23 protein-coding genes are annotated in these 25447 nt (G+C 52.0%); 15 read left to right on the top strand and 8 right to left on the bottom strand.

Annotated features, from left to right (window positions below; all coding sequences use genetic code 11):
* Positions 1-211: 211 nt before the first annotated feature.
* A complete protein-coding gene (uspA, locus tag R5268_RS06745; protein WP_127378677.1) occupies positions 212-649 on the bottom strand; it encodes a universal stress protein UspA in 438 nt (145 codons plus the stop codon).
* 349 nt (positions 650-998) lie between these two features.
* Here uspA and uspB point away from each other — a divergent pair, with 349 nt between their 5' ends.
* Positions 999-1334, top strand: coding sequence for a universal stress protein UspB (uspB, locus tag R5268_RS06740; RefSeq protein ID WP_046895322.1), 336 nt, complete (start codon positions 999-1001; stop codon positions 1332-1334).
* A gap of 73 nt (positions 1335-1407) precedes the next feature.
* Here the strand turns inward: uspB and pitA are convergent, their stop codons facing one another.
* Positions 1408-2898 (bottom strand): inorganic phosphate transporter PitA, encoded by a 1491-nt coding sequence (pitA, locus tag R5268_RS06735; protein WP_046895323.1) that lies wholly within the window; start codon positions 2896-2898, stop codon positions 1408-1410.
* Positions 2899-3151: 253 nt separating this feature from the next.
* Between pitA and R5268_RS06730 the strand changes: the two genes are divergently transcribed.
* Together R5268_RS06730 and R5268_RS06725 are read left to right on the top strand one after the other, a co-directional pair.
* Positions 3152-4354, top strand: coding sequence for an NAD(P)/FAD-dependent oxidoreductase (locus R5268_RS06730; RefSeq protein ID WP_317418968.1), 1203 nt, complete (start codon positions 3152-3154; stop codon positions 4352-4354).
* A gap of 880 nt (positions 4355-5234) precedes the next feature.
* The gene (locus R5268_RS06725; protein WP_317418969.1) at positions 5235-5933 is read left to right on the top strand and encodes a pirin family protein; all 699 of its coding nucleotides are present in this window, start codon (positions 5235-5237) and stop codon (positions 5931-5933) included.
* Positions 5934-6001: 68 nt separating this feature from the next.
* Here R5268_RS06725 and pckA read toward each other — a convergent pair whose 3' ends face one another.
* The 4 genes from pckA to R5268_RS06705 all read right to left on the bottom strand — a co-directional run bounded on the left by pckA (position 6002) and on the right by R5268_RS06705 (position 11308).
* A complete protein-coding gene (gene pckA / locus R5268_RS06720) occupies positions 6002-7621 on the bottom strand; it encodes a phosphoenolpyruvate carboxykinase (ATP) (RefSeq protein WP_218454848.1) in 1620 nt (539 codons plus the stop codon).
* Between the two features lie 202 nt (positions 7622-7823).
* Entirely contained in the window at positions 7824-8714 is an 891-nt protein-coding gene (gene hslO, locus R5268_RS06715) for an Hsp33 family molecular chaperone HslO (protein WP_046895326.1), read from the bottom strand.
* Positions 8715-8739: 25 nt separating this feature from the next.
* A complete protein-coding gene (gene hslR / locus R5268_RS06710) occupies positions 8740-9156 on the bottom strand; it encodes a ribosome-associated heat shock protein Hsp15 (protein WP_052927143.1) in 417 nt (138 codons plus the stop codon).
* Positions 9157-9184: 28 nt separating this feature from the next.
* The gene (locus R5268_RS06705) at positions 9185-11308 is read right to left on the bottom strand and encodes an IgaA/UmoB family intracellular growth attenuator (protein WP_317418971.1); all 2124 of its coding nucleotides are present in this window, start codon (positions 11306-11308) and stop codon (positions 9185-9187) included.
* Between the two features lie 342 nt (positions 11309-11650).
* Here R5268_RS06705 and nudE point away from each other — a divergent pair, with 342 nt between their 5' ends.
* Positions 11651-12205 (top strand): ADP compounds hydrolase NudE, encoded by a 555-nt coding sequence (nudE, locus tag R5268_RS06700; protein ID WP_046895329.1) that lies wholly within the window; start codon positions 11651-11653, stop codon positions 12203-12205.
* Positions 12206-12327: 122 nt separating this feature from the next.
* Here nudE and mrcA read toward each other — a convergent pair whose 3' ends face one another.
* Positions 12328-14853 carry a peptidoglycan glycosyltransferase/peptidoglycan DD-transpeptidase MrcA gene (gene mrcA / locus R5268_RS06695; protein WP_218411114.1) on the bottom strand — a complete coding sequence of 842 codons (2526 nt, stop codon included), beginning with the start codon at positions 14851-14853 and terminating at the stop codon, positions 12328-12330.
* Between the two features lie 150 nt (positions 14854-15003).
* Between mrcA and R5268_RS06690 the strand changes: the two genes are divergently transcribed.
* The 11 genes from R5268_RS06690 (at position 15004) to trpS (ending at position 24554) form a co-directional block, all read left to right on the top strand.
* Complete coding sequence (locus tag R5268_RS06690) at positions 15004-15813, top strand: hypothetical protein (RefSeq protein WP_317418972.1); 810 nt, start codon at positions 15004-15006, stop codon at positions 15811-15813.
* Positions 15810-16370 (top strand): hypothetical protein, encoded by a 561-nt coding sequence (locus tag R5268_RS06685; RefSeq protein ID WP_218454851.1) that lies wholly within the window; start codon positions 15810-15812, stop codon positions 16368-16370. The genes R5268_RS06690 and R5268_RS06685 overlap by 4 nt, the downstream gene beginning before the upstream one ends.
* Positions 16367-16879 carry a hypothetical protein gene (locus tag R5268_RS06680; RefSeq protein ID WP_317418973.1) on the top strand — a complete coding sequence of 171 codons (513 nt, stop codon included), beginning with the start codon at positions 16367-16369 and terminating at the stop codon, positions 16877-16879. The genes R5268_RS06685 and R5268_RS06680 overlap by 4 nt, the downstream gene beginning before the upstream one ends.
* Positions 16872-17930, top strand: coding sequence for a secretin N-terminal domain-containing protein (locus tag R5268_RS06675; RefSeq protein WP_317418974.1), 1059 nt, complete (start codon positions 16872-16874; stop codon positions 17928-17930). Before R5268_RS06680 ends, R5268_RS06675 begins: the two co-directional genes overlap by 8 nt.
* A gap of 515 nt (positions 17931-18445) precedes the next feature.
* Positions 18446-18970, top strand: a complete 525-nt coding sequence (gene aroK / locus R5268_RS06670) for a shikimate kinase AroK (protein WP_004237896.1) — start codon at positions 18446-18448, stop codon at positions 18968-18970.
* 31 nt (positions 18971-19001) lie between these two features.
* The gene (gene aroB, locus R5268_RS06665; RefSeq protein WP_218454854.1) at positions 19002-20084 is read left to right on the top strand and encodes a 3-dehydroquinate synthase; all 1083 of its coding nucleotides are present in this window, start codon (positions 19002-19004) and stop codon (positions 20082-20084) included.
* A 148-nt stretch (positions 20085-20232) separates the two neighbouring features.
* Positions 20233-21186, top strand: a complete 954-nt coding sequence (locus R5268_RS06660; RefSeq protein WP_046895083.1) for an SPOR domain-containing protein — start codon at positions 20233-20235, stop codon at positions 21184-21186.
* 87 nt (positions 21187-21273) lie between these two features.
* Positions 21274-22092 carry an adenine-specific DNA-methyltransferase gene (gene dam, locus R5268_RS06655; RefSeq protein WP_107680157.1) on the top strand — a complete coding sequence of 273 codons (819 nt, stop codon included), beginning with the start codon at positions 21274-21276 and terminating at the stop codon, positions 22090-22092.
* A gap of 40 nt (positions 22093-22132) precedes the next feature.
* Positions 22133-22807 carry a ribulose-phosphate 3-epimerase gene (rpe, locus tag R5268_RS06650; RefSeq protein ID WP_046895082.1) on the top strand — a complete coding sequence of 225 codons (675 nt, stop codon included), beginning with the start codon at positions 22133-22135 and terminating at the stop codon, positions 22805-22807.
* Positions 22804-23523, top strand: a complete 720-nt coding sequence (locus tag R5268_RS06645) for a phosphoglycolate phosphatase (RefSeq protein WP_046895081.1) — start codon at positions 22804-22806, stop codon at positions 23521-23523. Before rpe ends, R5268_RS06645 begins: the two co-directional genes overlap by 4 nt.
* Before the next feature lie 2 nt (positions 23524-23525).
* A complete protein-coding gene (gene trpS / locus R5268_RS06640) occupies positions 23526-24554 on the top strand; it encodes a tryptophan--tRNA ligase (protein WP_218454856.1) in 1029 nt (342 codons plus the stop codon).
* Between the two features lie 75 nt (positions 24555-24629).
* On the opposite strand, the gene R5268_RS06635 is transcribed toward trpS, so the two are convergent.
* Entirely contained in the window at positions 24630-25358 is a 729-nt protein-coding gene (locus R5268_RS06635) for a YadA-like family protein (protein ID WP_218454857.1), read from the bottom strand.
* Positions 25359-25447: the final 89 nt, after the last annotated feature.

Genomic DNA, 25447 nt, shown 5'->3' with positions numbered 1-25447 from the left:
TTTTGTTTTATTTTTCGAATAATGTGAGATGTGTTTGCATTTACCACTTGAATTTATCTCTTGTTTATATCCTGTTTTCAAGCTGTTTTTTTCATATATAACAAAAAAAATTCATTGACGACCTTTTTCACTGATCCGGCTGCCGCATTTTCAGCCAAAAAAAATGCCTGCATAAGCAGGCATTTCAGATGAATAATTTTTCAGCAGATGATTATGCGTTATCATCATCCCGCAGCGGAACAATTAACATATCGACATGAACGGTGTTAATCAGCTGACGGGCGGAAGACATCAGTTTGCTCCAGAAATCCTGGTGGTGTCCGCAGACAACCAGATCCATATCATATTTTCTGATGGCATCGACTAATACCTGGCCGAGATCACCGCTGCCGCTGAGCATTTCCTGAATCTCGTAACCGGAATTTTTTGCCAGATTCTTCAGTGAATTACTGGTTTCTTCAGTAATGCGCTGCTGCATATCACCCAGATTTACATCGATAAGTCCGGTGTATAAGTCAGAGTAATTGACATCAACGTGGATCAGAGAAACTTTGGCGTCGTAAGGTTTTGCCATGGAAACTGCTTTGCTTACCAGCACTTCACTTTCAGGCGAAAGATCGACTGCGACCAGAATATGTTTATATGCCATAAGAAACTCCTTCCGTTCAAAGGGTTAAGGGGTTGGCAGGGCTTGCGCCGCTATCCTTTATGAATACTATAACTGCTTAATATCATTAAAGAGTGTAATGCGGATCACAACTCAATGCTTTTATCAGGCAGCAGAGAATGTCTGATTTATAAGATATACCAGTCTGCACACTTCTCACAAGGATGAGAGTGGCAAAACGAATATTTTCAGAAGATTATCGTGAAAGAATGCGAGAGTTTGTGGAACTTCACAGCATTGTCCATACTGAATACATAAAATACTGTCAGTATGATGTGATAGACACTGATATCACCGGTCCTTTCTCCGCAGATAGTCTAAGGAGTGGATTATGTTCAGTATACTTACACTGTTCTGGGCGTTATGTTTTCTCTGTCTGATTAACATGATCCGGTTTTATTCATCCACCCGGGCATTGCTTTCTGTCCTGCGTGACAGCGACCCGCTGCTGTATCATGCTGTCGGCGGTAATAATGCGTTCACTGACCACACTCAGTGGCAGAAACAGCTGCGCCTTATCCGCTATATCAACCAGCGGGAATATCTCACTCATCATGATCCTGAAGTGGTTTTACGCTGTGAACGAATCCGTCGTCAGTTCACCATGATTAGTGCGATATGCGGCATTGTCATTGCTTCACTGCTGATGATGATTATCTGGCCGTAAGGGATAACCGGATACGAAAAAAAGCCTGACACATGTGTCAGGCTTTTCAGTTTCAGAGGATGGCAATCTGCGGTCAGATGATTTGCAGAGAGATCCAGTAAAGTACGCCGGACAGCACGATAGACACCGGCAGTGTCAGAATCCAGGCCAGCATGATGTTTTTGATGGTTTTGGTCTGAACACCACCACCGTCAACAATCATCGTACCTGCCACCGCAGAGGAGAGCACCTGAGTGGTGGACACCGGCATCCCGGTATAACTTGCCACACCGATGGAGACAGCCGCGGTGACCTGTGCAGACACGCCCTGGGCGTATGTCATGCCTTTCTTACCGATTTTTTCACCGATAGTCACTGCAACACGTTTCCAGCCGAACATGGTACCCAGAGAGAGTGCCAGCGCGACAGAAATGATGATCCAGATAGGGGCATACTCAACAGTATTCAGCAGGTCATTGGACAGGCGTTTCAGGAAACGCGCATCTTCCGGTTTGGTTTCCGGTAATTTCGCCACTTCTGCGGCGGTATCCGAAATACACATCAGCAGACGGCGCATCTGGCTGCGCTGTTCCGGTAATAAGTCATCATAGGTATGAATATTACCGAGCAGATCCTGAGCTTGTCTCAATACGATGCCGGTACGCGAGCTGTCACAGTGGAACTGTTCATTGAGAACGGTATTCTCAGTGTTCAGTGCCGGTGTCAGCTCAATGGCGTGCGCCAGTGCTTCCCTGTGGGTGGTGTAATACTGCTCCAGGTTGACCACGGCATCGCGCGTACGGGCTATTTCGTAATCACTGGAATTCATATTCACCATAAAGCCGGCAGGTGCCACACCAATCAGAACAAGCATAATCAGACCGATACCTTTCTGCCCGTCGTTTGCGCCGTGTGAGAAACTGACGCCGACTGCGGAAAGGATAAGGGCGGTACGCGTCCAGAAAGGCGGTTTGCGTTTGCCGTCTTTTTTCTCACGTTCTGCCGGTGTTAAGTGGATACGGCGGCGTTTCTTCGTGCCGCTCCAGTAGCGGCGCAGGAACCAGATCATTAATCCGGCAATGACCAGGCCGACCAGCGGTGACAGAATCAGAGAAAGGAAAATACTGATCATTTTCGGAATATTCAGCGCATCAACCACGGAACTGTTGGTCACAATCGCGTTGGTCAGGCCGATCCCGATAATGGCGCCGATCAGGGTATGAGAACTTGAGGCCGGGATACCGAAGTACCAGGTGCCCAGGTTCCAGATGATAGCGGCGAGAAGCAGGGAAAAGACCATGGCAAGACCATGGGCCGAACTGACATTCAGCAGTAAGTCCGTGGGCAGAAGATGCACGATCGCATACGCCACGCTCAGACCGCCGAGCAGTACCCCGAGGAAGTTAAACACACCCGCCATGACGACAGCAAGCTGCGCGCGCATTGCACGGGTATAGATAACAGTTGCTACCGCGTTTGCGGTATCATGGAAGCCGTTGATGGCTTCGTAAAACAGCACAAAGATCAGTGCCAGTACTAACAAAAGGCCGGTGTGAAATTCCAGGCCTGTAAATAGATGTAGCATAGACGTTAAGCCAGTTGTTGGACATGAACGCGGCGCATTATCAGCGACAAATGCGTCACGGGGAAGTGAAATATGGCCTTTTTTTGATTTGATACCTTTATCAAATCAGCTTAAGGAATTATTAATCCTTGTATATCATCGGATTAGTCTCCTTTATTGGAAATAATAAATTTCAGGCCCGATTTAATCATCATGACAAATTTAAGACATTTATCGGAATTTCTCCACATTTTAAGACACAGAGAACACTATTTTGGAAAAGTTTGACGCGATTGTAATAGGTGCGGGTGCTGCCGGGCTGTTCTGTGCCGCGCTGGCAGGGCAGCGCGGACTGCGGGTACTGGTGCTGGATAACGGCAAAAAAGCCGGGCGGAAAATCCTGATGTCCGGGGGCGGGCGCTGTAATTTTACCAATCTTTATACCGAACCGGCGGCGTATCTGAGCAAAAACCCGCATTTTTGTAAGTCAGCGCTTGCCCGCTACACACAGTGGGATTTTATTGCCCTGGTGCAGAAATATCAGATTGCGTATCACGAAAAAACGCTCGGTCAGCTTTTCTGTGATGACTCCGCACAGCAGATCGTTGATCTCCTGCTGGCGGAGTGTGAACAGGGAAACGTGGTTATCCGCCTGCGCAGTGAAGTGACGGAAGTGCAGAAACAGGGCAACGATTTCTGTGTGACGGTGAACGGAAAAGTTGTGAGTGCTCACTCACTTGTGGTGGCCAGCGGCGGATTATCGATGCCGGGACTGGGTGCGACTCCGCTGGGTTACCGTCTCGCGGAGCAGTTCGGTCTGCCGGTATTGCCGACCCGCGCCGCGCTGGTGCCTTTCACGCTGCATAAACCGCTGCTGGAAGCCTTACAGACACTGTCCGGTGTGGCAGTACCTGCTACCGTTACCGCACAGGACGGCACCCGTTTCGCTGAAAATATCTTATTTACCCATCGTGGCTTGTCAGGCCCTGCAATTCTTCAGATTTCCAGTTACTGGCATCCCGGGGAGTATGTGAGTATTAACTTACTTCCGGGCACTGATCTGGCGGAGTTCTTCACCGTGCAGCGGGAAAAACACCCGAATCTGAGCCTGCGTAATGCGCTGGCGAAGCTGTTACCAAAACGGCTGGCGGAGTGTTTACAGGCAACCGGCGATCTGCCGGATATCACCCTGAATCAGTTATCCAAAGCCGCACAGCAGGAAATCACCGAAAAATTGCAGAACTGGCAGGTGCAGCCGAACGGTACAGAAGGCTACCGGACAGCCGAAGTGACGCTCGGCGGCGTGGATACACAGGCGCTCTCCTCCAAAACCATGGAAGCCCGCGATGTGCCCGATCTTTATTTTATCGGTGAAGTAACCGATGTCACCGGCTGGCTCGGTGGTTATAACTTCCAGTGGGCATGGAGTTCAGCGTGGGCATGTGCGCAAGCACTGCCGTTTTCGCCGGATGCTTAATCCATGATAACCCTATGGAATTATTTAATTTTATTAAAATAAATCACGGTATCAGTGGGTTAACAGAAAACATCAGTGATTATATGAAATATTGAGCAAAAAGTGCTTTACAAATGATACTGAGAACTATTATCATCAAATCACTTTCAGATGACCACCTTCAGGGTTCAGATGAAAGAACGACATTGCTCACATTGCTTCCAGTGTTTATTTAGCCAGCCCAGTGCTGGCTTTTTTTTTCCCCTTTTTCCCCGGGGCCATTCGCGCCGCAGGTGCGTTGGCTTTTCTGCGTCATCCTCCGGCCTGTGGCTGTGTTGGCTACACTCAGTATTCCGGGTCACATACTGATGTATGCTCCCCGGAATCCTTCCCTTGCCGCCTTGCCACAAACCAGATGATTTAGCAGATTCATTTTCCTGATTTCCTGATTTCCTGATTTCCTGATTTCCTGATTTTCTGTTTTTTCTGAGTTTAAGTACATGAGGGGTTAACCGGCAAAAAAAGGAAAGCGTAAAGCGCCATGGATGGCGCGATCCGAATCTGCGTCATCCTCCGGCCCGTGGCCGCGTTAGCTGCACTCAGGATTCCGGGTCACATACTTGTGTATGCTCCCCGGAATCCTTCCCTTGCCGCCTTGCCGCAAACCGGATGATTCAGCAGATTTCGCGGACATGGATGTGTCAGCGGCTTTCCGCTTTGCCGGTTATCCCGCCGCCCGGGTCTGAGAGAAGATGGTTTTATTTTTTCCACCTTACCAGTCATTCCCTGACACTCCTCACAATGTTTATTCAAATTTTTTGAATCCTTGCGTTAAACCCGGCTACTGGTGAAATTACCGGCAGGACGTAAACTTAACCTCATCAGATTGAGGAGAAAAATTATGATCTATGTACGCCCTGCAAATGAACGCGGCCATGCCAACCACGGCTGGCTCGACAGTTGGCACACTTTTTCGTTTGCCGATTACTACGACCGGAATTTTATGGGCTTTTCTGCCCTGCGGGTCATTAACGAAGACTTTATCGCGGAAGGCCAGGGGTTCGGCACCCATCCGCATAAAGATATGGAAATTCTGACCTATGTGCTGGGTGGTGCGGTTGAGCATCAGGACAGCATGGGGAATAAAGAACAGGTACCTGCCGGTGAGTTCCAGATTATGAGCGCCGGAACCGGGATACGTCACTCGGAATATAACCCGAGTAATGACAACCCGCTGCATCTGTACCAGATCTGGATTATCCCGGAAAAAACCGGTCTGACCCCGCGCTATGAGCAGCGCCGGTTTGATGCGGCGAACGGACGCCAGCTGGTGCTCTCCCCGGATGCCCGTGACGGTTCGCTGAAAGTCTTTCAGGATATGACGCTGTGGCGCTGGACACTGGCTGACGGTGAAGAGGGTGACTATCAGCCTCAGAGCGGACGGATGATCTGGCTTCAGGTGGTGAAAGGTGAACTGACCGTGAATGGTCAGACGGTAAAAACCAGTGACGGTGTGGCCATATGGGATGAGTCGTTAATCAGCCTGAAAGCCGCGGAAGACAGTGAAATTCTGCTGTTTGACCTGCCGCCGGCACAATAAAACAGAAAGCCCCGGATCATCTGACCCGGGGCTACTGTGTTGCTCACACTACTTTTCTTGTTATCCGTTTACAGCGAAGGCCCTGCACTGACCAGAGCCTGACCTGACGGGGTATCGGTATATTTATCGAAGTTAGTTATAAACCGTCCCGCAAGATCTTCCGCTTTTTCCTGCCACTGCGCCACATTATCGTATGTGTTGCGCGGGTCGAGTATATGACTGTCGACACCCGGCAGCTCGCGGGGAATGGCCAGATTAAAGACCGGCAGCGTATGTTTCGCTGCTTTATCAATATCCCCACTAAGAATGGCGTCTATGATAGCACGTGTATTCTTAATTGAAATGCGTTTTCCGGTTCCGTTCCACCCGGTGTTCACTAAATACGCTTTTGCTCCTGCCGCTTTCATCCGTTTAACCAGCACATCTGCATACTGTGTCGGGTGCAATGTCAGGAATGCCGCGCCGAAGCAGGCGGAGAAAGTAGGGGTCGGCTCTGTGACGCCGCGCTCGGTACCGGCCAGCTTGGCAGTGAAGCCGGATAAGAAATGATACTGCATCTGCTCCGGTGTCAGTTCCGCCACCGGCGGCAGCACGCCGAACGCATCGGCGGTCAGGAAAATCACATTACTGGCGTGTCCTGCTTTTGATACAGGTTTAACAATGTTTTCAATATGGTAGATAGGGTAGGAAACCCGGGTGTTTTCGGTTTTACTGCCGTCGTTAAAATCCACACTGCCGTCCGGACGGACAACCACGTTTTCCAGCAGCGCATCACGGCTGATGGCGTTATAGATATCCGGCTCTGCTTCCTCTGATAAATTAATCGTTTTGGCGTAGCAGCCGCCTTCAAAGTTGAAGACGCCGTCATCATCCCAGCCGTGCTCATCATCGCCGATCAGTTTACGTTTCGGATCAGTGGACAGCGTGGTTTTACCGGTACCGGACAGGCCGAAGAAAACAGCCACATCACCTTTTTCCCCCACGTTTGCCGAACAGTGCATTGAGGCAATGCCCTGTAACGGCAGCAGGTAGTTCATGATGGAGAACATGCCTTTTTTCATCTCACCGCCGTACCAGGTACCGCCGATAAGCTGGATACGCTCGCTCAGGTTAAATGCCACAAAGTTTTCAGAATTCAGCCCTTGTGCCTGCCAGTCAGGGTTCACACATTTCGCACCGTTCATCACAATGAAATCCGGTTCAAAATTATGCAGTTCATTTTCATCCGGGCGGATAAACATGTTTTTGACAAAGTGTGCCTGCCAGGCAACTTCGGTAATAAAGCGGACTTTCAGGCGGGTATCGGCATTGGCGCCGCAGAACGCATCCACCACAAATAAACGCTTGCCGGACAGCTGACGGGTGATCAGGTTTTTCAGGGCGTTCCAGGTCTCTTGTGACAGAGGTTTGTTGTCGTTTTTACCTTTTCCCTGATCTGCCCACCAGACCGTATCGCGGGTGAGATCATCTCTGACCAGGTATTTATCTTTCGGAGAGCGGCCGGTAAAAATGCCGGTGTCCACCGCGACTGCGCCGCTGGTGGTGACAACGCCGTGTTCGTAACCGGTCAGGCCGGGACGGGTTTCTTCATCAAAAAGTAAGTCATAACTCGGGTTATAGATTATTTCTGCGGCATCGCGGATACCATACTGCTCCAGTTCATTCACAGCCATTGTTTTTACGCTCATCCAAAGCCTCCGGGTTGTCGGAATATCTCCATATATCATAATTATTTACGACTGGTTAACAGCGATTGCTATCAAATAAATGAAAATCCGGAATTTATTTGACTTTATTTTGTGAGCTGACTCGATACCATAAGAAAAAATAAACAAAAAGGCCGCACCCGGGAAGCCCGGCGCGGCCTGGTATTGCGTCAGCTAAAACGAATCAGTGCAGAGAGGCGTTTTTCTCACTGCGGATTTCACGGATATCCTGTTCACTAAAGATATGGTGAGCACCGCAATATTCACACTCCATATCAATTTTGCCATCTTCCTGCAAAATATGATTAACATCGTCTTCCGGCAGTGTTACCAGTGTATCTGCGCATCGTTCGCGGGAACAACCGCAATGAAATGCTACCGGTGCCGGTTCATACAGCACAACATCTTCTTCGTGATAGAGGCGGTACAGGATGGTTTCGGCATCCAGGGTAAAGAGCTCATCAGACGAAATGGTAGCGGTCAGCTGCATCAGGTGACTGAACATATTCTGTGTTTCTTCCGGGGTACGGGCTTCTGCCGATGACGGCAGTGCCTGTAACAGCATCCCTGCGGCCTGCATTTTACCGTCGTGTTCCGCAACGCGGACAAACAGGCTGGTCGGCAGCTGTTCAGACTGGCGGAAATAGGCATCCAGACATGCTTCAAGGGTATCTCCCTCGAGAGCCACGATACCCTGATAGCGTTCACCCTGACGCGGTGTAATGGTGATCACCATAAAGCCTTTACCGATCATGTCGTGGAAACCGGCACCGGCAGGAACATCGCCGTTCATACGTGCGATCCCGCGCATCTGCTGGCGGTCGTTGCCGTTGATAACAGCGAGACGGACCGGGCCGTCGCCCTGGATCTGAACGGTAATGTCCCCTTCAAACTTCAGTGTTGCGGTCAGCAGGCTGGTGCAGACCAGCAGTTCGCCGAGCAGGCGGCGGACCGGTTCCGGATAATGATGGTTATCCAGGATTTGCTGTAATGTGCCGGAAGCATTGACCAGTTCGCCCCGGACATCGCTTTTGTTAAACAGGAACCGGTGTAATGTATCTTGTCGTGCAGACATAATTTTCTCTCGTCTTAACCGCCGGTTATTCCGCGGTATCTGAATTACTGTGTTTAAATTTTAACAATGTCCGTCGTTCCTTTTTATCAGGACGTCGTTCCGGGTGCGGCATCGTCAGGGCATTCATTTTACGTGCAAGTGCGGTTTTTTCACGTTTTTCGATGCTCTCCGGGGTTTCTTCCCAGAGTTTTTGCGCCAGCGGCGCGCTCAGGCGTTTATCAGTAACGCCCAGCACGCGGATTGTCCGTTCATCATTTCCCTGACGCAGGACGATAACCGCACCGTTTTCAACCAGTTTGCCGGGCTTGGTCCGCTGCCCGTTATAATGAACCTTGCCGCCGTCAATCATGGTTCTGGCGATGGAGCGGGTTTTGTAAAACCGGGCCGCCCAGAGCCATTTATCGAGGCGGACAGGTTCTGTGACCTGTAAAGCCTGTTGCATGGTTACTCCGTGACAGACAGTGCAGCCGTTACGGCTGCACCTCAGAAGAAGGGTAGTCGTGCCGGAAACAGTTGTCGTAATAACGGCGGATATCCGTCATCCGGCGGCGGCGCTGACGCCAGCGGATAAATGTATATATACCGTTGATAATAGCCAGAAGGGAAAAGACGACCAGTAAAACACAGCTGCCGATAAAGCGCGCCAGCATGACATTATCCGGCTGGAAGTGCAGCAGGATATGACGGGTGCCGTTGGCATCCACAGACACATCCGTGATGATGCCCTGAACCTCAAACGGGGTATGCAGCAGCATATTGGAGAGCTTCTGCAGGGACTGCCAGTGCGCCAGCGGTGTCATTTCCTCGGTCTGTTCATTGACCGGGACGTTTTCCACCAGCGATTTGCCTTCATCGCTGATCAGCAGCACACCACCCGGCGGCGGACTGTTCAGCCGCATCGCCGCATTTTCCACTTCTTTGTTTATAGCAGTAGATGTGGTGGCGATAACCAGCTTTTCCAAGGCCTCGGCGCTTGCCGGACGCAATAAAACATTTGATTGCTCCAGTTTACCGGCTCTGGCGCGGGCTAATAAATTTTCCCAGTTCGGAGAATTCCCCAGATTGACGAGGGCGTTTTTCAGCCGGACGCAGTCGCTGTTTTCAAATTCACATAACGCCTGGGTTTTCAGAACCAGTGAGGAGAAATCGTCCAGCAGGCTCATCCCGGAGCGGGTGATAACATTGCGCAGACTGTCATTCACTTTACGGGACCCGGCATCGGGATGCAGCTGGTTATTCAGTTCGGTAAGCAGTGCGGCGGCGCGATCAACCTGTTCGGATTCCGGAACCGGGAGCGGGGAGGTGTTGTTCCAGTAAATCCCTGAGCAGTCAAACGCCCGGAAATTGGGTTTGTCCTGGGCGGAGAGGTTCGGCGGCATATAGCACATCCCCACACCTTTGGCTTCCAGAAAATCCCCCACATAGAGCGGCATACTCTGGAGTTCACTGAAGTTTGTGGTGACTTTGGTATCTGTGCCGGTCAGCCAGTTCAGGGCCAGTTTGAGCGGCAGATTAACCGGCTGATTACAGGCCAGAACCAGCAGGGCAAAGGCACTGGTCAGGGTGATAAGCAGATTTTTTCCGTAACGGCGGTAGGGAAACAGGGTGGATTCCTCACGCAGGGAAAGGTATTTCCCCTGGCGGACAACCTGCTGATCCTCATACATTTCAATCTGAGTAACCGAGCCCAGATCCTGATGCAGCCAGGGTTCCCAGTGGCGCGGATAAATCAGGTCGATACCGCCGAGGGAAATGCTGTGTTTCTGGCTGTGATCAAAATCGCCGAACAGACCCCAGCGTTTCGGGATCCCCCGGTAGCACTGGATATCCCGCAGACGGCGGCGGTTACGGATCGGGATCAGGGATAATATAATTCCGGGCAGTAACAATCCGGCGCCGGCCGCTATCATCCAGTAAAATAAAAACGGCGGCATAAAGACAGCAGTGAGCGCCGTCAGCACGCCGGAGATAATCAGCGTTCCGCTGATAAATCCGTGACTGTGCTGCAGGTTATATTCCTGCCTGCTCTCCCTGCGTGTGCCGAGAAACTCAATATCAGCATTGCTGTTAGTCAGTATCGCGGCCTGTACCGGTACGTTATTATTTTTTGTCATTAGTCCTGTCAGCGGGTAGTCATCCGTAAACTCACGTAAATCATGGCCGTTCAGCCCGACAATCATCGGCACCCGGGCGGTAAACATGACATCAATAACATTCGTGGCCTGAATAAATTCATCCAGAACCGCGGGCAGATAAACTTCGTTGCCCTCAATGTAGTAATGCCACTGCTGTCCGTTTTTTTCCGGGATAGCATAACGGTTGATGCGGTTACACAGGCGATAGACGTGATCATTTTTTCCGGGGAAAGCCGGTAATGTAAAATGCAGATCATCACTGACGGCCTGCCGGGCCGCACGGGTCAGATGGTACTCAATAGCCTGAATTTCATCGGTACCCGGCCGGTGATGCGTCAGACTTGCCAGTGAAGGTAAGACATAACCCGCACGGTGCTGTTTCCGCCGGCGGCTGATAACCGAAACCATTATAAGACAACCGATCACCAGAGCGGCCGCTATAATGAGGGTAATATTCATTTTTTCCCCGTTGCAATTGCCTGTGCAGCATAACAGTGAAAGAAGCTGTTAAAAAATCGGCCTTTTCTGATTATGCAAAAAAAATTATTTTAAATAACAGTCTGTTATAACTGGTTATTTTTACATTCACCTGTTGATTATGCTGTAGGTTATTGTTATTCATTCATCCCGTCCGGCGCTTTTCTTTGTCTCAGGAACGGGTAATATGAAGCAGAGCAATAAGTGAGTGAACCAGGGAATTTACCCCGGTTTTTACTTATTCGCAAAGCGGTACTGTTTGATGCTGTACAGTTTTACGCTGTATGGTTGTACTGCGTTTTTATATTACGTACTGAGGCATACATGGCTGAATTACAAAAACCGAAAATTATCCGCATCGAGACTGTTGCCCAATCCCGTCTGTTTACTGTCCAGTCTGTTGCACTAAAATTCAGTAATGGTGCGGAACGGATCTATGAGCGTATGCGTCCTGCAACCCGTGAATCTGTCCTGATTGTTCCTGTCATTAATAACGAACTTATCCTGATCCGGGAATACGCGGCCGGGGTGGACAGCTATGAGCTGGGTTTCCCGAAAGGCGCGGTCGATCCCGGTGAGGATATGCTGACTGCCGCCAACCGCGAGCTGAAAGAAGAAATCGGCTTTGGTGCCCGGACTCTGACGCCGCTGCGCCGCGTCACCATGTCTCCGTCCTATTTCTCCGGGCAGATGAATATTCTGCTGGCGGAAGGACTGTATCCTGAAAAGCTGGAGGGCGATGAGCCGGAACCGCTGGTTCAGGAGCGCTGGCCGGTCAGTAAGATGATGGATCTGCTGACGCATCCGGATTTTAACGAAGCCCGCAATATTACCGCGCTGTTCCTGGCACAGAAATTTTTACAGCGTACCGGTCAGTGAACTATTTTTAACACAAATTGATTTGTGTTAATCATCGAAAAAAGACATACATTTGTGTTAAGTAACAGCGATTGAAAAAAAAGGGCTGCCCTCAGGCAGCCCTTCTGTTTTTATCCGCTTAATCAGAACAGCTCTTCGGAACCGCCGTCCTGCTGAATAATCGTCGTACCCACTTCTGACACACCGTAATCTGTCGGTTCGGTGCCTTTAATAAAGTATTCGGAACGGGAGTTGGCGCCGGAGCCCAGTTTACCGGTGCTGCGGTTGATCTGAACGGAGATAATTCCCGGCGGCGGCGGATCTTTACGCTCCGGCACACCCTCCAGCGCGACTTTCATAAAGTCGTTCCAGATTGGCTGGGCGCTTTTCGCACCTGCCTCACCACGGCCGAGATCACGGGCGTTTTCGTCAAAACCAATCCAGACCGCCGCCACAATGTCAGGGCCGTAGCCGACAAACCAGGCATCTTTTGAGCTGTTGGTGGTTCCGGTTTTGCCGCCGAGGTCGCGGCGTTTGATATCCCGCATTGCCCGCCAGCCGGTTCCGCTCCAGCCCGGTTCGCCGTAGATATTGGAGTTCATGGCGTCTTTGATCAGGAAAGCGACCTGAGTGCTGACCACATGCGGAGCATACGGGGAATCACTGCCCGCCAGTGGTGCTTTTTCCAGATCGGCTTCCGGTGCTGCCGGCTGGTCATTGTCCTGCGGCTGGTTGTCTGATTGCGCCACATCTGTTTCCAGCGCGTCTTTGTTCAGACTGCTTTCCAGGTCATGTGAACCCTCGCCGTAAATCACCGGGATATTGGTGCACTGCGGACAGGCAATTTTCGGCTCTGCGGTGAACAGCGCTTTGCCGTCCGCGCTGTCAATCCGGCTGATAAAATACGGATCAATCAGATAACCGCCGTTGGTCATGACCGCATAACCCCGCACCATCTGCATCGGTGTGAAGGAGGAAGAGCCGAGAGCCATGGATTCAGTCCGGACAATGTTGCTGTCCGGGAAGCCGAAGCGCAGCAGGTAATCAGCGGCATAGTTCACGCCCATAGCCCGCATGGCACGAACCATGACCACGTTTTTGGATTGTCCCAGCCCCTGGCGCAGACGGATCGGGCCGTCATAACGCGGCGGTGAGTTTTTCGGCCGCCAGTCCGGGCCTGCGCCGTCCGCACGGACAATCGGCAGGTCATTGAGCAGGGAGGAGAGTGTCAGGCCTTTATCCAGCGCGGCGGTGTACAGCAATGGTTTGATGCTGGAACCGACCTGGCGCAGGGACTGGGTGACACGGTTGAATTTGCTCAGTTCAAAATCAAACCCGCCGACCAGCGCGATCACCGCACCGTCTGCCGGATTGAGTGCCACCAGGGCGGAGTTGACGTCAGGAATTTGTGACAGCATCCAGCGGTCTTTATTCTGACGTACCCAGATCTGCTCGCCGGCATGAACTACGCCGTTTACCGCCCGCGGAGCCGGGCCCATGGCGCGGTCAGAGATAAATTTACGTGCCCAGCGCATGCTGTCCATGGTCAGGTCGATGGTGGAGCCGTCTTTGAGCATCACCTGCGCGCGTCCGGCATCTGAACTGAGTACCACACCCGGATTCAGCGGGCCGTAAACCTGTAATGTCTTCAGTTTGCTCAGGATCTGTTCGGTATCCCACGGCATACCGTTCTGCGGCCACAATACCTGCTGAGCCCCGCGGTAACCGTGGCGCATATCATAATCGATAATACCGTTATGAACGGCCTCTTCGGCGCTGAGCTGATCTTTGCGTTTGACGGTGGTGTAGACCTTATAACCATCGGTATAGGCATTTTCACCGTACTTTTCAATCATGGCCATACGAACCATTTCCGCCAGATACGGCGCGGAAAAATCAATTTCCGGAGCGTGATAACGGGCTTCGATAGGTTCACTGCGCGCTTCATCATATTGCGCGCGGGTAATGTAATTCTCTTCCAGCATCCGCGTCAGCACCACATTACGGCGGGCCAGGGCACGGGATTTGGAGTAAAGCGGGTTAAAGGTGGACGGTGCTTTCGGCAGACCGGCAATCACCGCAATCTCACTGAGTGTCAGCTGATCAAGGCTCTTACCGAAATAGACATACGCCGCCGCACCTACGCCGTAAGCGCGCTGACCGAGGTAAATTTTGTTCAGGTACAGCTCAAGGATCTCGTCTTTGGTCAGTAACTGTTCAATACGGATGGCCAGGAACGCTTCCTTTACTTTACGGATAACGGTTTTTTCCGGACTGAGGAAGAAGTTACGGGCAAGCTGCTGTGTGATGGTACTGGCACCCTGTGATGCCCGTCCGGAGGTCATGGCAACCGATGCGGCGCGGAAAATCCCGATCGGGTCGATTCCGTGGTGCTCATAGAAACGGCTGTCTTCCGTCGCGATAAAGGCATTTCTTACCATCGGCGGGATCTGGCTGAGTGTCAGCGGAATACGGCGTTTTTCACCGAATTGTGCAATCAGTTCACCATCTGCACTGTAGACCTGCATTGGTGTCTGTAATTTGACATCTTTCAGTGTGGCGACATCGGGCAGATCGGCCTCGACATATTTGTACATGCCATATATCGATGCTGCTCCAAGAAAAATGCAACAGACAACAAAGATCAATAAATACTTTAAGAACTTCACCTGAAAATTTCCGTTAGCCGTGTGGTGGACAGTTTATAAACAGCGACCCTGTAGTATAAAGCTTCATACGTTTCTTGAATACGTATTTTATAACTATCGGAAAATTAACAGAAAAGATTATTTTTTATATTAATAATTCAGGGATTATTTATGCAGATTGCTTCACGGATGGCGGGAATTTCCCTTCAGGACGGGGAATTAAGGATAGCTCTGGCGCGGCGTAAACGCAGGGGGTGGGATTTTGAGGATTTTATCACGCTGACGCTGCCGGAAGCGGAATCAGCAGAAAACGGCGTACCCGGTTTGTCTGTCGCTGCGGCTGCGCTGGGGAAATGGCGGCGGCGTATCCGGGGGCGTCCGGTATGCCGGGCGGCACTGCCGGTGTCACTCTGTCTTCAGCAGCAGATACGCCTGCCGGAGAGCCGTGTCGCTCAATCTGCGGTGGTTCCGCTGATTGATACCTGGCTGGCGCGCACGTTTCCGGGGCGTCATCAGGATCTTATCTATGATTACCGGCTCTTTTCCGGTGATATCATTCTGACAGCGCTGCACCGCGCTGTCAGGGATCAGTGGCTGGCGCTGGCGGCAGCGCTTCGGGCGGAACTGACGATGCTGAGTATTATTCCCTGCGCACTGCGCCGTTTCGCCCGGACCCGGGGTGTGACAGCACAGGACTGGCTGGTTTTCCGTCAGGGTAACAGTGTCTGCTGGACGGCCGGTGAAACTCAGCCGGTACTGAGCGGACGGGTGGATCTGACACTGCCGTCGTTACCGGCAGAACTGAAAAAGCAGGGCTTTGATGATGCCCGGGCCGCACTGCGTTGTCTGCACGATCTCAGCAGCCTGCCGGACGCATGGCAGGCGGAATGCCTGTGTTATGAGAATGCAGAGACGGATGATGTGCCACCGGGTTACGCGGCGGCGGCAGGCATGGTGTTCTGCGGGGAGGATCGGCTATGACACTCCGGGTGAATCTGACCGCATGGCGCCCCCGGCTGAAACGGCAGATCTGCCGCGGGATAGCAGTCCGGTTTCTGGCGGCGGGCTGGGTGATGTTATCCGCGTTGCTGCCGGTTTATCTGCTGCATTCCCTCACTGTGCAGCATCTGGCGCTGTTGCTGGTGGTTTCTGATGAACGGGAAGCCCGCCTGGTGCTTCAGCGGGCTGAATTTACCCGCCGGCTTGCCATACAGCAGCAGGCGGAGGCAGATAAACTGCGGCAGCAGCAAACCGGCCGGGAAAACTGCCGTTACCGCGAGTTACTGTCTTTTTTGCAGAGGCAATTGCCGGAAGATGCCTGGCTGGCACGCTATCAGGCTGAGCGGCAGCAGCATGATAAAGAAAGTACTGTACGCCATGCTCTGGCGATCAACCGCCGTCAGGTGATCGCCCCGTCCCATCCTTTATTACACTATGCGCCGCCGGGGCTGATACCGCTCAGGCTGATCAGCCTGCATCATCACAAAACCGCCAATATCCGGCAGTTCGTATTGGTGACCGGGGAGAGCCTGCCATGAATCTGAATACCGTGTGGCACTTTGTGCAGTACCGGCGTGTGCAGTGGGGTGTGATTTCCGGGATCTGGTTATCGGCCGGTGTGATGTTCTGGTGTTTTTATCTGCAACCGGCGGCCGGGGAAACCGATATGCAGCTCCGGCAGCTGCAACAATTGATCGCACGGTCAGAACAGGCGGTACCGGAAGTGATTATATTACCGGCACCGGATATTCCGCCGTTATTTACCCTGCTGCCCGAAAATGCACTGCCGCTGCTGACCGGCTGGCAGCAGGAACCGCCGGAACAGCCGGAGCGCTGGGTACTGACATTTGAGGCGCATTATCCGGCACTGGCGGATCTGCTGGATACCCTCTGCGGGGAGCTGACTCAGTTGTCGGTTACCCGGCTCTCGCTTCATCCGCTGACCTCCGGAACATCCGCATCGCCGCCGCTGTTACAGATGACGCTGCATCTTGCATTACCGGGTTCTGATTTACCGGACTCAGATAAGGAATGGCGCGATGATTAACAACGTAAAATCCGCTGCCGGACTGATCACCGGCTGCGCTCTGCTGTTTGCGGCAGCGGCGTGTGGCGGGCAGTATCCGCGGGATCTTTTTCAGCCGGTGATCATAAATGAAGCGCAGACCGCACTGACAGAATCTCCTGCGGTATATTCCCCGCCACTGACAGCGGAGAGCCTGCAAAGCCGCACGTTTTCCCTGCAATATGCGGATGCGGCAGAGATGCTGGTCATGCTGAAACAACATCATGCGCAATGGTTTGCCGGTAACAGGATGCCGGAAGCCGACCGGCTGACCAATTCCCTCTTTATAGAGGCCGCGCCGGACGTGCTGTCGCGGGCGGAAGCCTGGCTGACTCAGATGGATCAGCCGCAGCAGCAGGTGCAGATTACGGCGCATATTGTGTCCGGCTCCCGCGAGGGGCTGCATGAGCTGGGGCTTCAGTGGGGAACGGTATTGCCGTCACCGGAGTCCGGCAACCGCCTGCAACTGCATCAGGCTCGGGGAAACAACACGTTCACGTTTAATATTGCCCGTCTCGGCGGGCATCTGCTGGAGATGGAACTGAGCGCACTGGAGCAGGAGCAGCAACTGGATATTATCGCCAGCCCGCGTCTCACCACAGCCCATGAGCACCCGGCCAGTATCAAGCAGGGATCGGAAATTCCTTACACCACACAAAACCATGAATCCGGCTCACAGGTACAGTTTCGCGAGGCAGTACTGGGAATGGAGGTCACACCGCAGATCCTGAGAGATAACAAGGTGCGCCTGACCCTGCATATCAGCCGTAATGCACCCGGTGCGGCACTGATACAGAACGGCAGCGAGCAGTACGCTATCGATAAACAGGAGATCACCACACAGGTGGTTGTCCGCAGCGGGGAAACCCTGATCCTCGGCGGTATTTTTCAGCAGGATAAGGGCAGACAGGTAACCGGAGTGCCCTATTTGTCGTCGATCCCATTGATGGGAAAGCTTTTTACTCATCAATACGATAAACTCAGCCGCCGTGAATTAGTGATATTCATTACACCGCAGTTGATCGATATTTAGTAACTGTATCAATATCAGCATGTTGTATCATAATTCACGGATAATATACGCAGGATGGCGGGTTTTTTTACCGGCTCTGCGGTGTTATACATTTGACGATTGCAACGATTTAGCATACAAGAGTTAGCAAATTTAGCAGGTATGAAATCACTGCCGCCGTAAAACAGACCGTTAATTCGTTGACGGACAACGTCCTGATTTTCAGATCGCGCCTTATGTTTCTGTACAGCTCCTGTTTGCGGGAGGATTCACGGAAATATAAGGCGCGGTTTTTCGCAGGCGTTATGATAGTATGTGCGGATGTTCAGAGGCCGGATTGCGACAGGCATCACACAGCAGCACCTGAGGTATCTTTCCGGTTTTGTGCCGGTAGGGTTGCAATCGGGCGGAATGTGCGGAGATAATTTCAGGTTACTCACGCAGATTCACTCATGAGGTTTCATTTGAGGTCCCGCCGCTGATCGGGTGAGCGGGGCGGGTTATCATTAACGAATATTCTTAGTTATACCAAAAACATGGCAGAGAAACGCAATATCTTTCTTGTCGGCCCGATGGGTGCCGGCAAAAGTACTATTGGTCGTCAGCTGGCTCAGCAATTAAATATGGAATTTTTTGATTCCGACCAGGAAATTGAACGCCGCACCGGAGCCGATGTGGGCTGGGTGTTTGATGTCGAAGGTGAAGAAGGTTTTCGCCTGCGTGAAGAAAAAATCATCAATGAACTGACTGAAAAGCAGGGTATCGTCCTGGCTACCGGCGGGGGTTCCGTCAAGTCACGGGAAACCCGCAACCGCCTGTCTGCGCGGGGTGTGGTTGTATACCTTGAGACCAATATTGAAAAACAACTGGCCCGGACACAGCGCGATAAAAAGCGTCCGTTGTTACAGGTCGATGAGCCGGTCCGGGAAGTCCTGGTCAAACTGGCCGATGAACGTAATCCGATGTATGAAGAGATCGCGGATATCACTATCCACACCGATGATCAGAGTGCAAAAGTGGTTGCAAATCAAATCATTGAACTGTTAGAAACCAACAGTTAATTTTATATTACCGGCAACATGCGGAGGTGCCATGGAAAAAGTGACTGTGACTCTGGGTGAGCGTGCTTATCCTATTTCAATTGCTCCGGGTCTCTTTTCCCTTTCCGGCACCTTTGCGCCGCTGACCGCCGGTCAGCGTGCAATGATCGTCACCAACGAAACCCTTGCCCCGCTGTACCTTCAGACACTGACCGATAACCTTGCGCACGCCGGTGTGCAGGCGGATTCCGTGATTCTGCCGGACGGCGAGCAGTACAAATCCCTGACTACCCTTGATCGTATTTTTACAGCGTTGCTGGAGCACAATCACGGGCGTGATACCACGCTGATTGCGCTGGGCGGCGGTGTTATCGGGGATCTGACCGGTTTTGCAGCGGCTTCTTATCAGCGCGGCGTCCGTTTTATTCAGGTGCCGACCACGCTTCTGTCTCAGGTGGATTCTTCTGTCGGCGGCAAAACCGGTGTGAACCATCCGCTGGGCAAAAATATGATCGGTGCCTTCTGGCAGCCGGTCAGTGTGGTGATTGACCTCGGTTGCCTGAACACTCTGCCGCGCCGTGAACTGGCTTCAGGCCTGGCGGAAGTCATCAAATACGGCATTATTCTGGATCACGATTTCTTCCTCTGGCTGGAAGAGAATATCGGCAGTCTGCTGTCACTTGAGCCGCAGGCGATGGCGTACTGTATCCGCCGCTGCTGTGAACTGAAAGCTCAGGTAGTGGCTGCGGATGAAAAAGAGACCAGCGGGCTGCGTGCGCTGCTGAATCTCGGCCACACATTCGGCCATGCTATCGAGGCGGAAATGGGCTACGGTGTCTGGCTGCACGGCGAGGCCGTCGCCGCAGGGATGGTAATGGCGGCACGTACCGCTGAACTGCTCGGTACCTTCCGCCCGGAAGAGACTGAGCGGGTCATTGCGCTGCTCAGCCGTGCCGGACTGCCGGTGCGCGGACCGGAATCTATGCCGGCGGAAGCCTATCTGCCGCATATGATGCGGGATAAAAAAGTGCAGGGCGGTAAACTGCATCTGATTGTTCCGGAAACTATCGGCCGGTCGGTTGTCCGTGCGGATATTCCGCATGACAAGGTGCTGGCTGCCATTCAGTCCGTTTAACGGGAGACGCGCGGCAGAATGTTTTTTTATATCTGTCTCGCTGAGTGCCGGGAAAATGGTTACACTACGCATTATGACGCGCGCACCGGGCGTCAGTTCTCTTCTGTTATATCCAAAGACACAGTTTCTGCTCTGATGGGAGGGCAAAATGGACGGCTTTAAACCCGAAAAGCAAGAACCACAGATTTTCAGCCAGCCGGATGATGAATCTATCCGTCCGGACGCATCTGACAGGCCGGAGCGCCCGGAACGCCGTAATCCGCGTCCGCGCCCGCCTCAGTCACGGCCTAAGTTTGCCGTCTCCCGCCAGCAGATGATGATTGGCGTGGCGGTTGTGGTCCTGGTATTACTGATTATTGCGATAAGCTCTGCGCTGAAATCGCCGTCAGAACCGGAAGCACCGCAGCAGGCACAAAACGGCGAACGCCCGATTACGCTCGGTACCGGCAGTAATGACGGGGCAACACCGTTACAGCCGTCCGAACCGGTTCCGTCACAGGGCGGGCAGACCGGCGTGAATCTTCCGGCTATCAATAACCTGCCGACACAGGCACAACAGCCGTCACAGACAGGCGGCACCGGTCAGCGCGTGGATATCCCGGGGGATATTAACGATGCCCTGAATCAGGGAAGCACACAGACCGGTATCAATAATGCAGCTCAGCAGAATATGAATAATCTGCCGCCGGTGGTTACTCCGCAGGAAGAACCGAAGAAACCGGTACAGCAGGTGAAACCGCAGCCGGTGAAAACCACCACAGCGGCTCCGGCTAAACCGCGTGAAACCACCAAACCGGCCACAGCGGCACCGGCAAAAAGCAGTACTGCGATCGCCAAAGCCCCTGCCGGGAGTTATACCCTGCAGCTGAGCAGTGCGAGCCGTGCGGATACGCTGAAAGCGTTTGCACAGAAGCACGGTTTATCCAACTATCAGGTTTATGAAACAACACGTAACGGAAAATCGTGGTATGTCCTGGTATACGGTAATTTCCCGACAGTCGGGGATGCAAAACGGGAAGTTGAGCGTCTGCCTGCTGAAATTCAGGGGAAAAAACCGTGGGTCAGAAAGATGCAGCAAGTGCATCAGGACATGAAAAAATAAACACGGATTCCGTCAGGTGCTGATTTGCTGTCTGAAACAGAGCAGAATCGGCGGCTCTGGCCTTTTTGAGCAATGATTACAGACAGCATGAAGAAACAACGCGCATTTTTGAAGTGGGCCGGCGGAAAATACACTCTGGCAGATGAAATAAAACGGCATCTGCCGGAGGGTGATTGTCTTATAGAGCCCTTTGTCGGCGCGGGGTCAGTGTTTCTCAATACCGATTATCCGCGCTATGTGCTGGCGGATATCAACAGTGATCTGATCCACCTCTATACGGTGGTAAAACTGCGGACTCAGGAATTTATCGATGAGTCCCGTAAGCTGTTTACGCCGCAATTTAATGATGAATTACAATACTATGCCCTGCGGGAACAGTTTAATCAGAGCACGGATCATTTCGAGCGCAGCATTCTGTTCCTGTATCTGAACCGCCATTGTTATAACGGTTTATGCCGTTACAATTCCAAAGGCCGGTTTAATGTGCCCTTCGGGCGCTACCGCAAGCCCTATTTCCCGGAAGCCGAACTGTTGTGGTTCGCGGAAAAATCCCGCAACGCCACGTTTGTCTGCCAGTCTTATGTGACCAGCATGGAAAATGCAGGCGCCGGGGATATTGTCTATTGTGATCCGCCTTATGCGCCGTTATCCGTGACGGCTAATTTTACGGCCTATCACACCAGCGGATTCGGATTACCTGAGCAGCAGAACCTGGCACAGCTTGCACAAATGCTTTCGTCGGATCGCAAAATTCCGGTTCTGATCTCGAATCATGACACCCCCCTGACCCGGGAGTGGTATCATCAGGCGCAACTGCACATTGTTAAAGTGCGCCGCACTATCAGCCGCAATACACTTAACCGCCAGAAAGTGAATGAATTACTGGCGCTTTACCGCGGACAGTAAGCCGTTGAACCCGGCGGCGTCTTATTAAGAGGAAACAGGAATGAAAGAGTTTTTGATTGCTCCGTCCATTTTATCTGCTGACTTTGCCCGTCTGGGGGAAGACACCGCGAAGGTTCTCGCCGCAGGCGGCGATGTGGTTCACTTCGACGTGATGGACAACCATTATGTCCCGAACCTGACTATCGGACCGATGGTGTGTAAAGCCCTGCGTGACTACGGTATTACCGCACCGATTGATGTGCATCTGATGGTCAAACCGGTGGACCGCATTGTGCCGGACTTTGCCAAAGCGGGCGCAACTTACATTTCATTCCACGCGGAAGCGAGCGAGCACGTTGATCGCACCATTCAGCTTATCCGCGAATGCGGCTGTAAACCGGGTCTGGTATTCAACCCGGCCACGCCGCTCAGTTACCTCGATTATGTCATTGATAAACTAGATCTGATCCTGCTGATGTCGGTAAACCCGGGCTTCGGTGGTCAATCCTTTATTCCGGAAACACTGAAAAAAGTGGAAGAAGTCCGCCGCCGCATTGATGCCAGCGGCCGTGACATCCGTCTGGAAGTGGATGGCGGGATTAATACTGAAAATATCGCAGCAGTGGCGCAGGCCGGTGCGGATATGTTTGTGGCCGGTTCCGCGATTTTCGGCAAACCGGACTACAAAGCCGTGATTGATGATATGCGTAAAGAATTAACAAAGGTTTCAGCATGACAGAGAAAACAGCAGTACAGCAATTTACAGGGATTAAAGCCGTTGCATTTGACCTGGACGGCACACTGGTTGACAGTATTCACGGCCTGGCAGATGCCACAGACCGCGCGTTAGAGGCACTCGGCTATCAGAAAGCCGGGAAAGAGAATGTCACCGTCTGGATTGGTAACGGCGTTGATATTTTACTGGAGCGCGCACTGACGTGGGCGACCGGCTCTGCGCCGGATGCCGCGCTGCATGCGAAATGCCGTCAGTTATTTGATGAATTTTATGCTGATGCCGTCAAAACCGGCAGTCCGCTGTTTGCACACGTGAAGCCGGTATTACAGGAACTGGCGGATGCAGGCATGGATCTGGCTATCGTCACGAACAAACCGACCCCGTTTATTGCCCCGCTGCTGAAAGAGCTGGATATTGCTGATTTCTTCTCTGTCGTTCTCGGCGGGGATGATGTGAAGAATAAAAAGCCGCATCCGGCTCCGCTCTACCTGACGCTGGGTGAGTTCGGGCTGCGTAAGGAAGAGATGCTGTTTGTCGGGGATTCCCGCAATGACATCCTGGCGGCACAGGCAGCAGAATGTCCGTGTGTCGGTCTGACCTACGGCTACAACTACGGTATTCCGATTGCGGACAGCAACCCGGATTGCGTACTGTCCGACTTTGCCGGGCTGTTACCGGCGCTCGGGCTGTCTCCGTTAACTCATCAGGAAGGATAATCATGAGCGGAACTAACACCAAAGCACATAAACCCGTTGTTTTCAGCGGCGCACAGCCTTCCGGCGAACTGACTATCGGTAACTACATGGGCGCGCTGCGTCAGTGGGTGAAAATGCAGGATGATTTTGACTGCATTTACTGCATAGTCGATCAGCATGCGATTACCGTCCGTCAGGACCCGGCAGAGCTGCGCAAACGCACTCTGGATACGCTGTCTCTCTATATGGCCTGCGGACTGGAACCGGCGAAAAACACCCTGTTTGTACAGTCCCATGTGCCGCAGCATGCACAGCTGGGCTGGGCTCTGAACTGCTACACCTATTTCGGCGAACTGAGCCGTATGACGCAGTTTAAAGATAAATCCGCCCGTCATGCTGAAAACATCAACGCCGGTCTGTTTGACTATCCGGTGCTGATGGCCGCCGATATCCTGCTGTATCAGACCAATCAGGTACCGGTCGGTATCGACCAGAAACAGCATCTGGAGCTGAGCCGCGATATCGCACAGCGTTTCAACGCGATTTACGGTGATGTGTTTGTGGTGCCTGATCCGTTTATCCCTTCAGGCGGTTCCCGTGTGATGGCGTTACAGGACCCGGCGAAAAAAATGTCGAAGTCTGATGATAACCGTAACAACCTGATCGCACTGCTGGAAGACCCTAAATCGGCAGCGAAGAAAATCAAACGCGCGGTAACAGACTCCGAAGAGCCGCCTCGTGTGATTTATGATTTGGAAAATAAACCGGGTGTCTCCAATCTGCTGGATATCCTCTCCGGTGTTACCGGCAAACCGGTTTCAGCGCTGGAAGCGGAATTTGAAGGCCAGATGTACGGTCACCTGAAAGGTGCGGTCGCAGATGCTGTTTCCGGTATGCTGACAGAGTTACAGACCCGTTATCACGAAATCCGTAACGACGATGTGTTACTGAACCGGGTGATGAAAGAAGGTGCGGAGAAAGCCTCTGCCCGCGCACAGGTCACGCTGGATAAAGTCCACGACGCAATTGGTTTTGTGCGCCGCCCGCTGTAACGGCAGAAATGATAAATTGATAAACTGAAAAAAGCGCCCCGGAATGAAGCGGCGCTTTTTTTGTGCCTGCGGATATCAGAATCCGAATGCAACACCTGCGCCGTATACCGCGCTGTCTTCACTGTTCCAGCTGACAGAACTGCGCAGATTAACGTTATTTTCCAGACGCAACTGTCCGCCGAAGGCCACTGCATTACCGTTACGGTAATTACCTGCCCCCAGGCCCACACTGAACCGGGTATTATCGGTATACGGGATATTAGTCATCGCTGCGACAGAGGCGATACCGGCGTTGGCGCGGTCGGCATTCTTATTGACCTGCTGCTCAACAGAATGCAGCCGCCCGTTCATTGATGTTTCGAGTTCATTAAAACGGGTATCAGTATACTGGCGGGAAGATGAAACGGCCTGCTTTTCAGAGTGTTTAATTGTTGTATGAATATTACTGACTTTGTTATCTGTGTAAGTATTACTTTCGGAGAGAGCATCTGCTTTACTGCGCGCAATATCGGTATTTATTGTTTTGATTTTTTTGTCAGTATAATTATTACTGGCAGTGACTGATTCTGAAGAAGCGTGTTCTATATCATTCGTCAGAACCTGAGTTGTTGTACCTAATAATTTAACTGTTTCGATCATCAAATTCTGACGTGTTTCCATGACTTTTTTGGTTATCTGTATATCGGTATAATCTTTACTTTTCCTGAATACGGCATCTATTTTTTCGTTAGTTGTATCCGCAGAAGCTGTTGCGGTAATCAGTAAAAACAGTGTGCTGATAACTATTTTATATCTGGTGCTCATGGTTTCTTCCGGTTAATTAAATATAGTTTACCATTGTTATTGATATGGCTATGATGTGTTTATTTTTGATGTTGAGAATAAAAAGTTAT

Source organism: Morganella sp. BCCO 40_0007, assembly GCF_032989665.1.
Classification (GTDB): domain Bacteria; phylum Pseudomonadota; class Gammaproteobacteria; order Enterobacterales; family Enterobacteriaceae; genus Morganella; species Morganella sibonii.
Note: the sequence above shows the minus strand (reverse complement) of the source record. Positions and strands in the feature narration are given on the sequence as shown.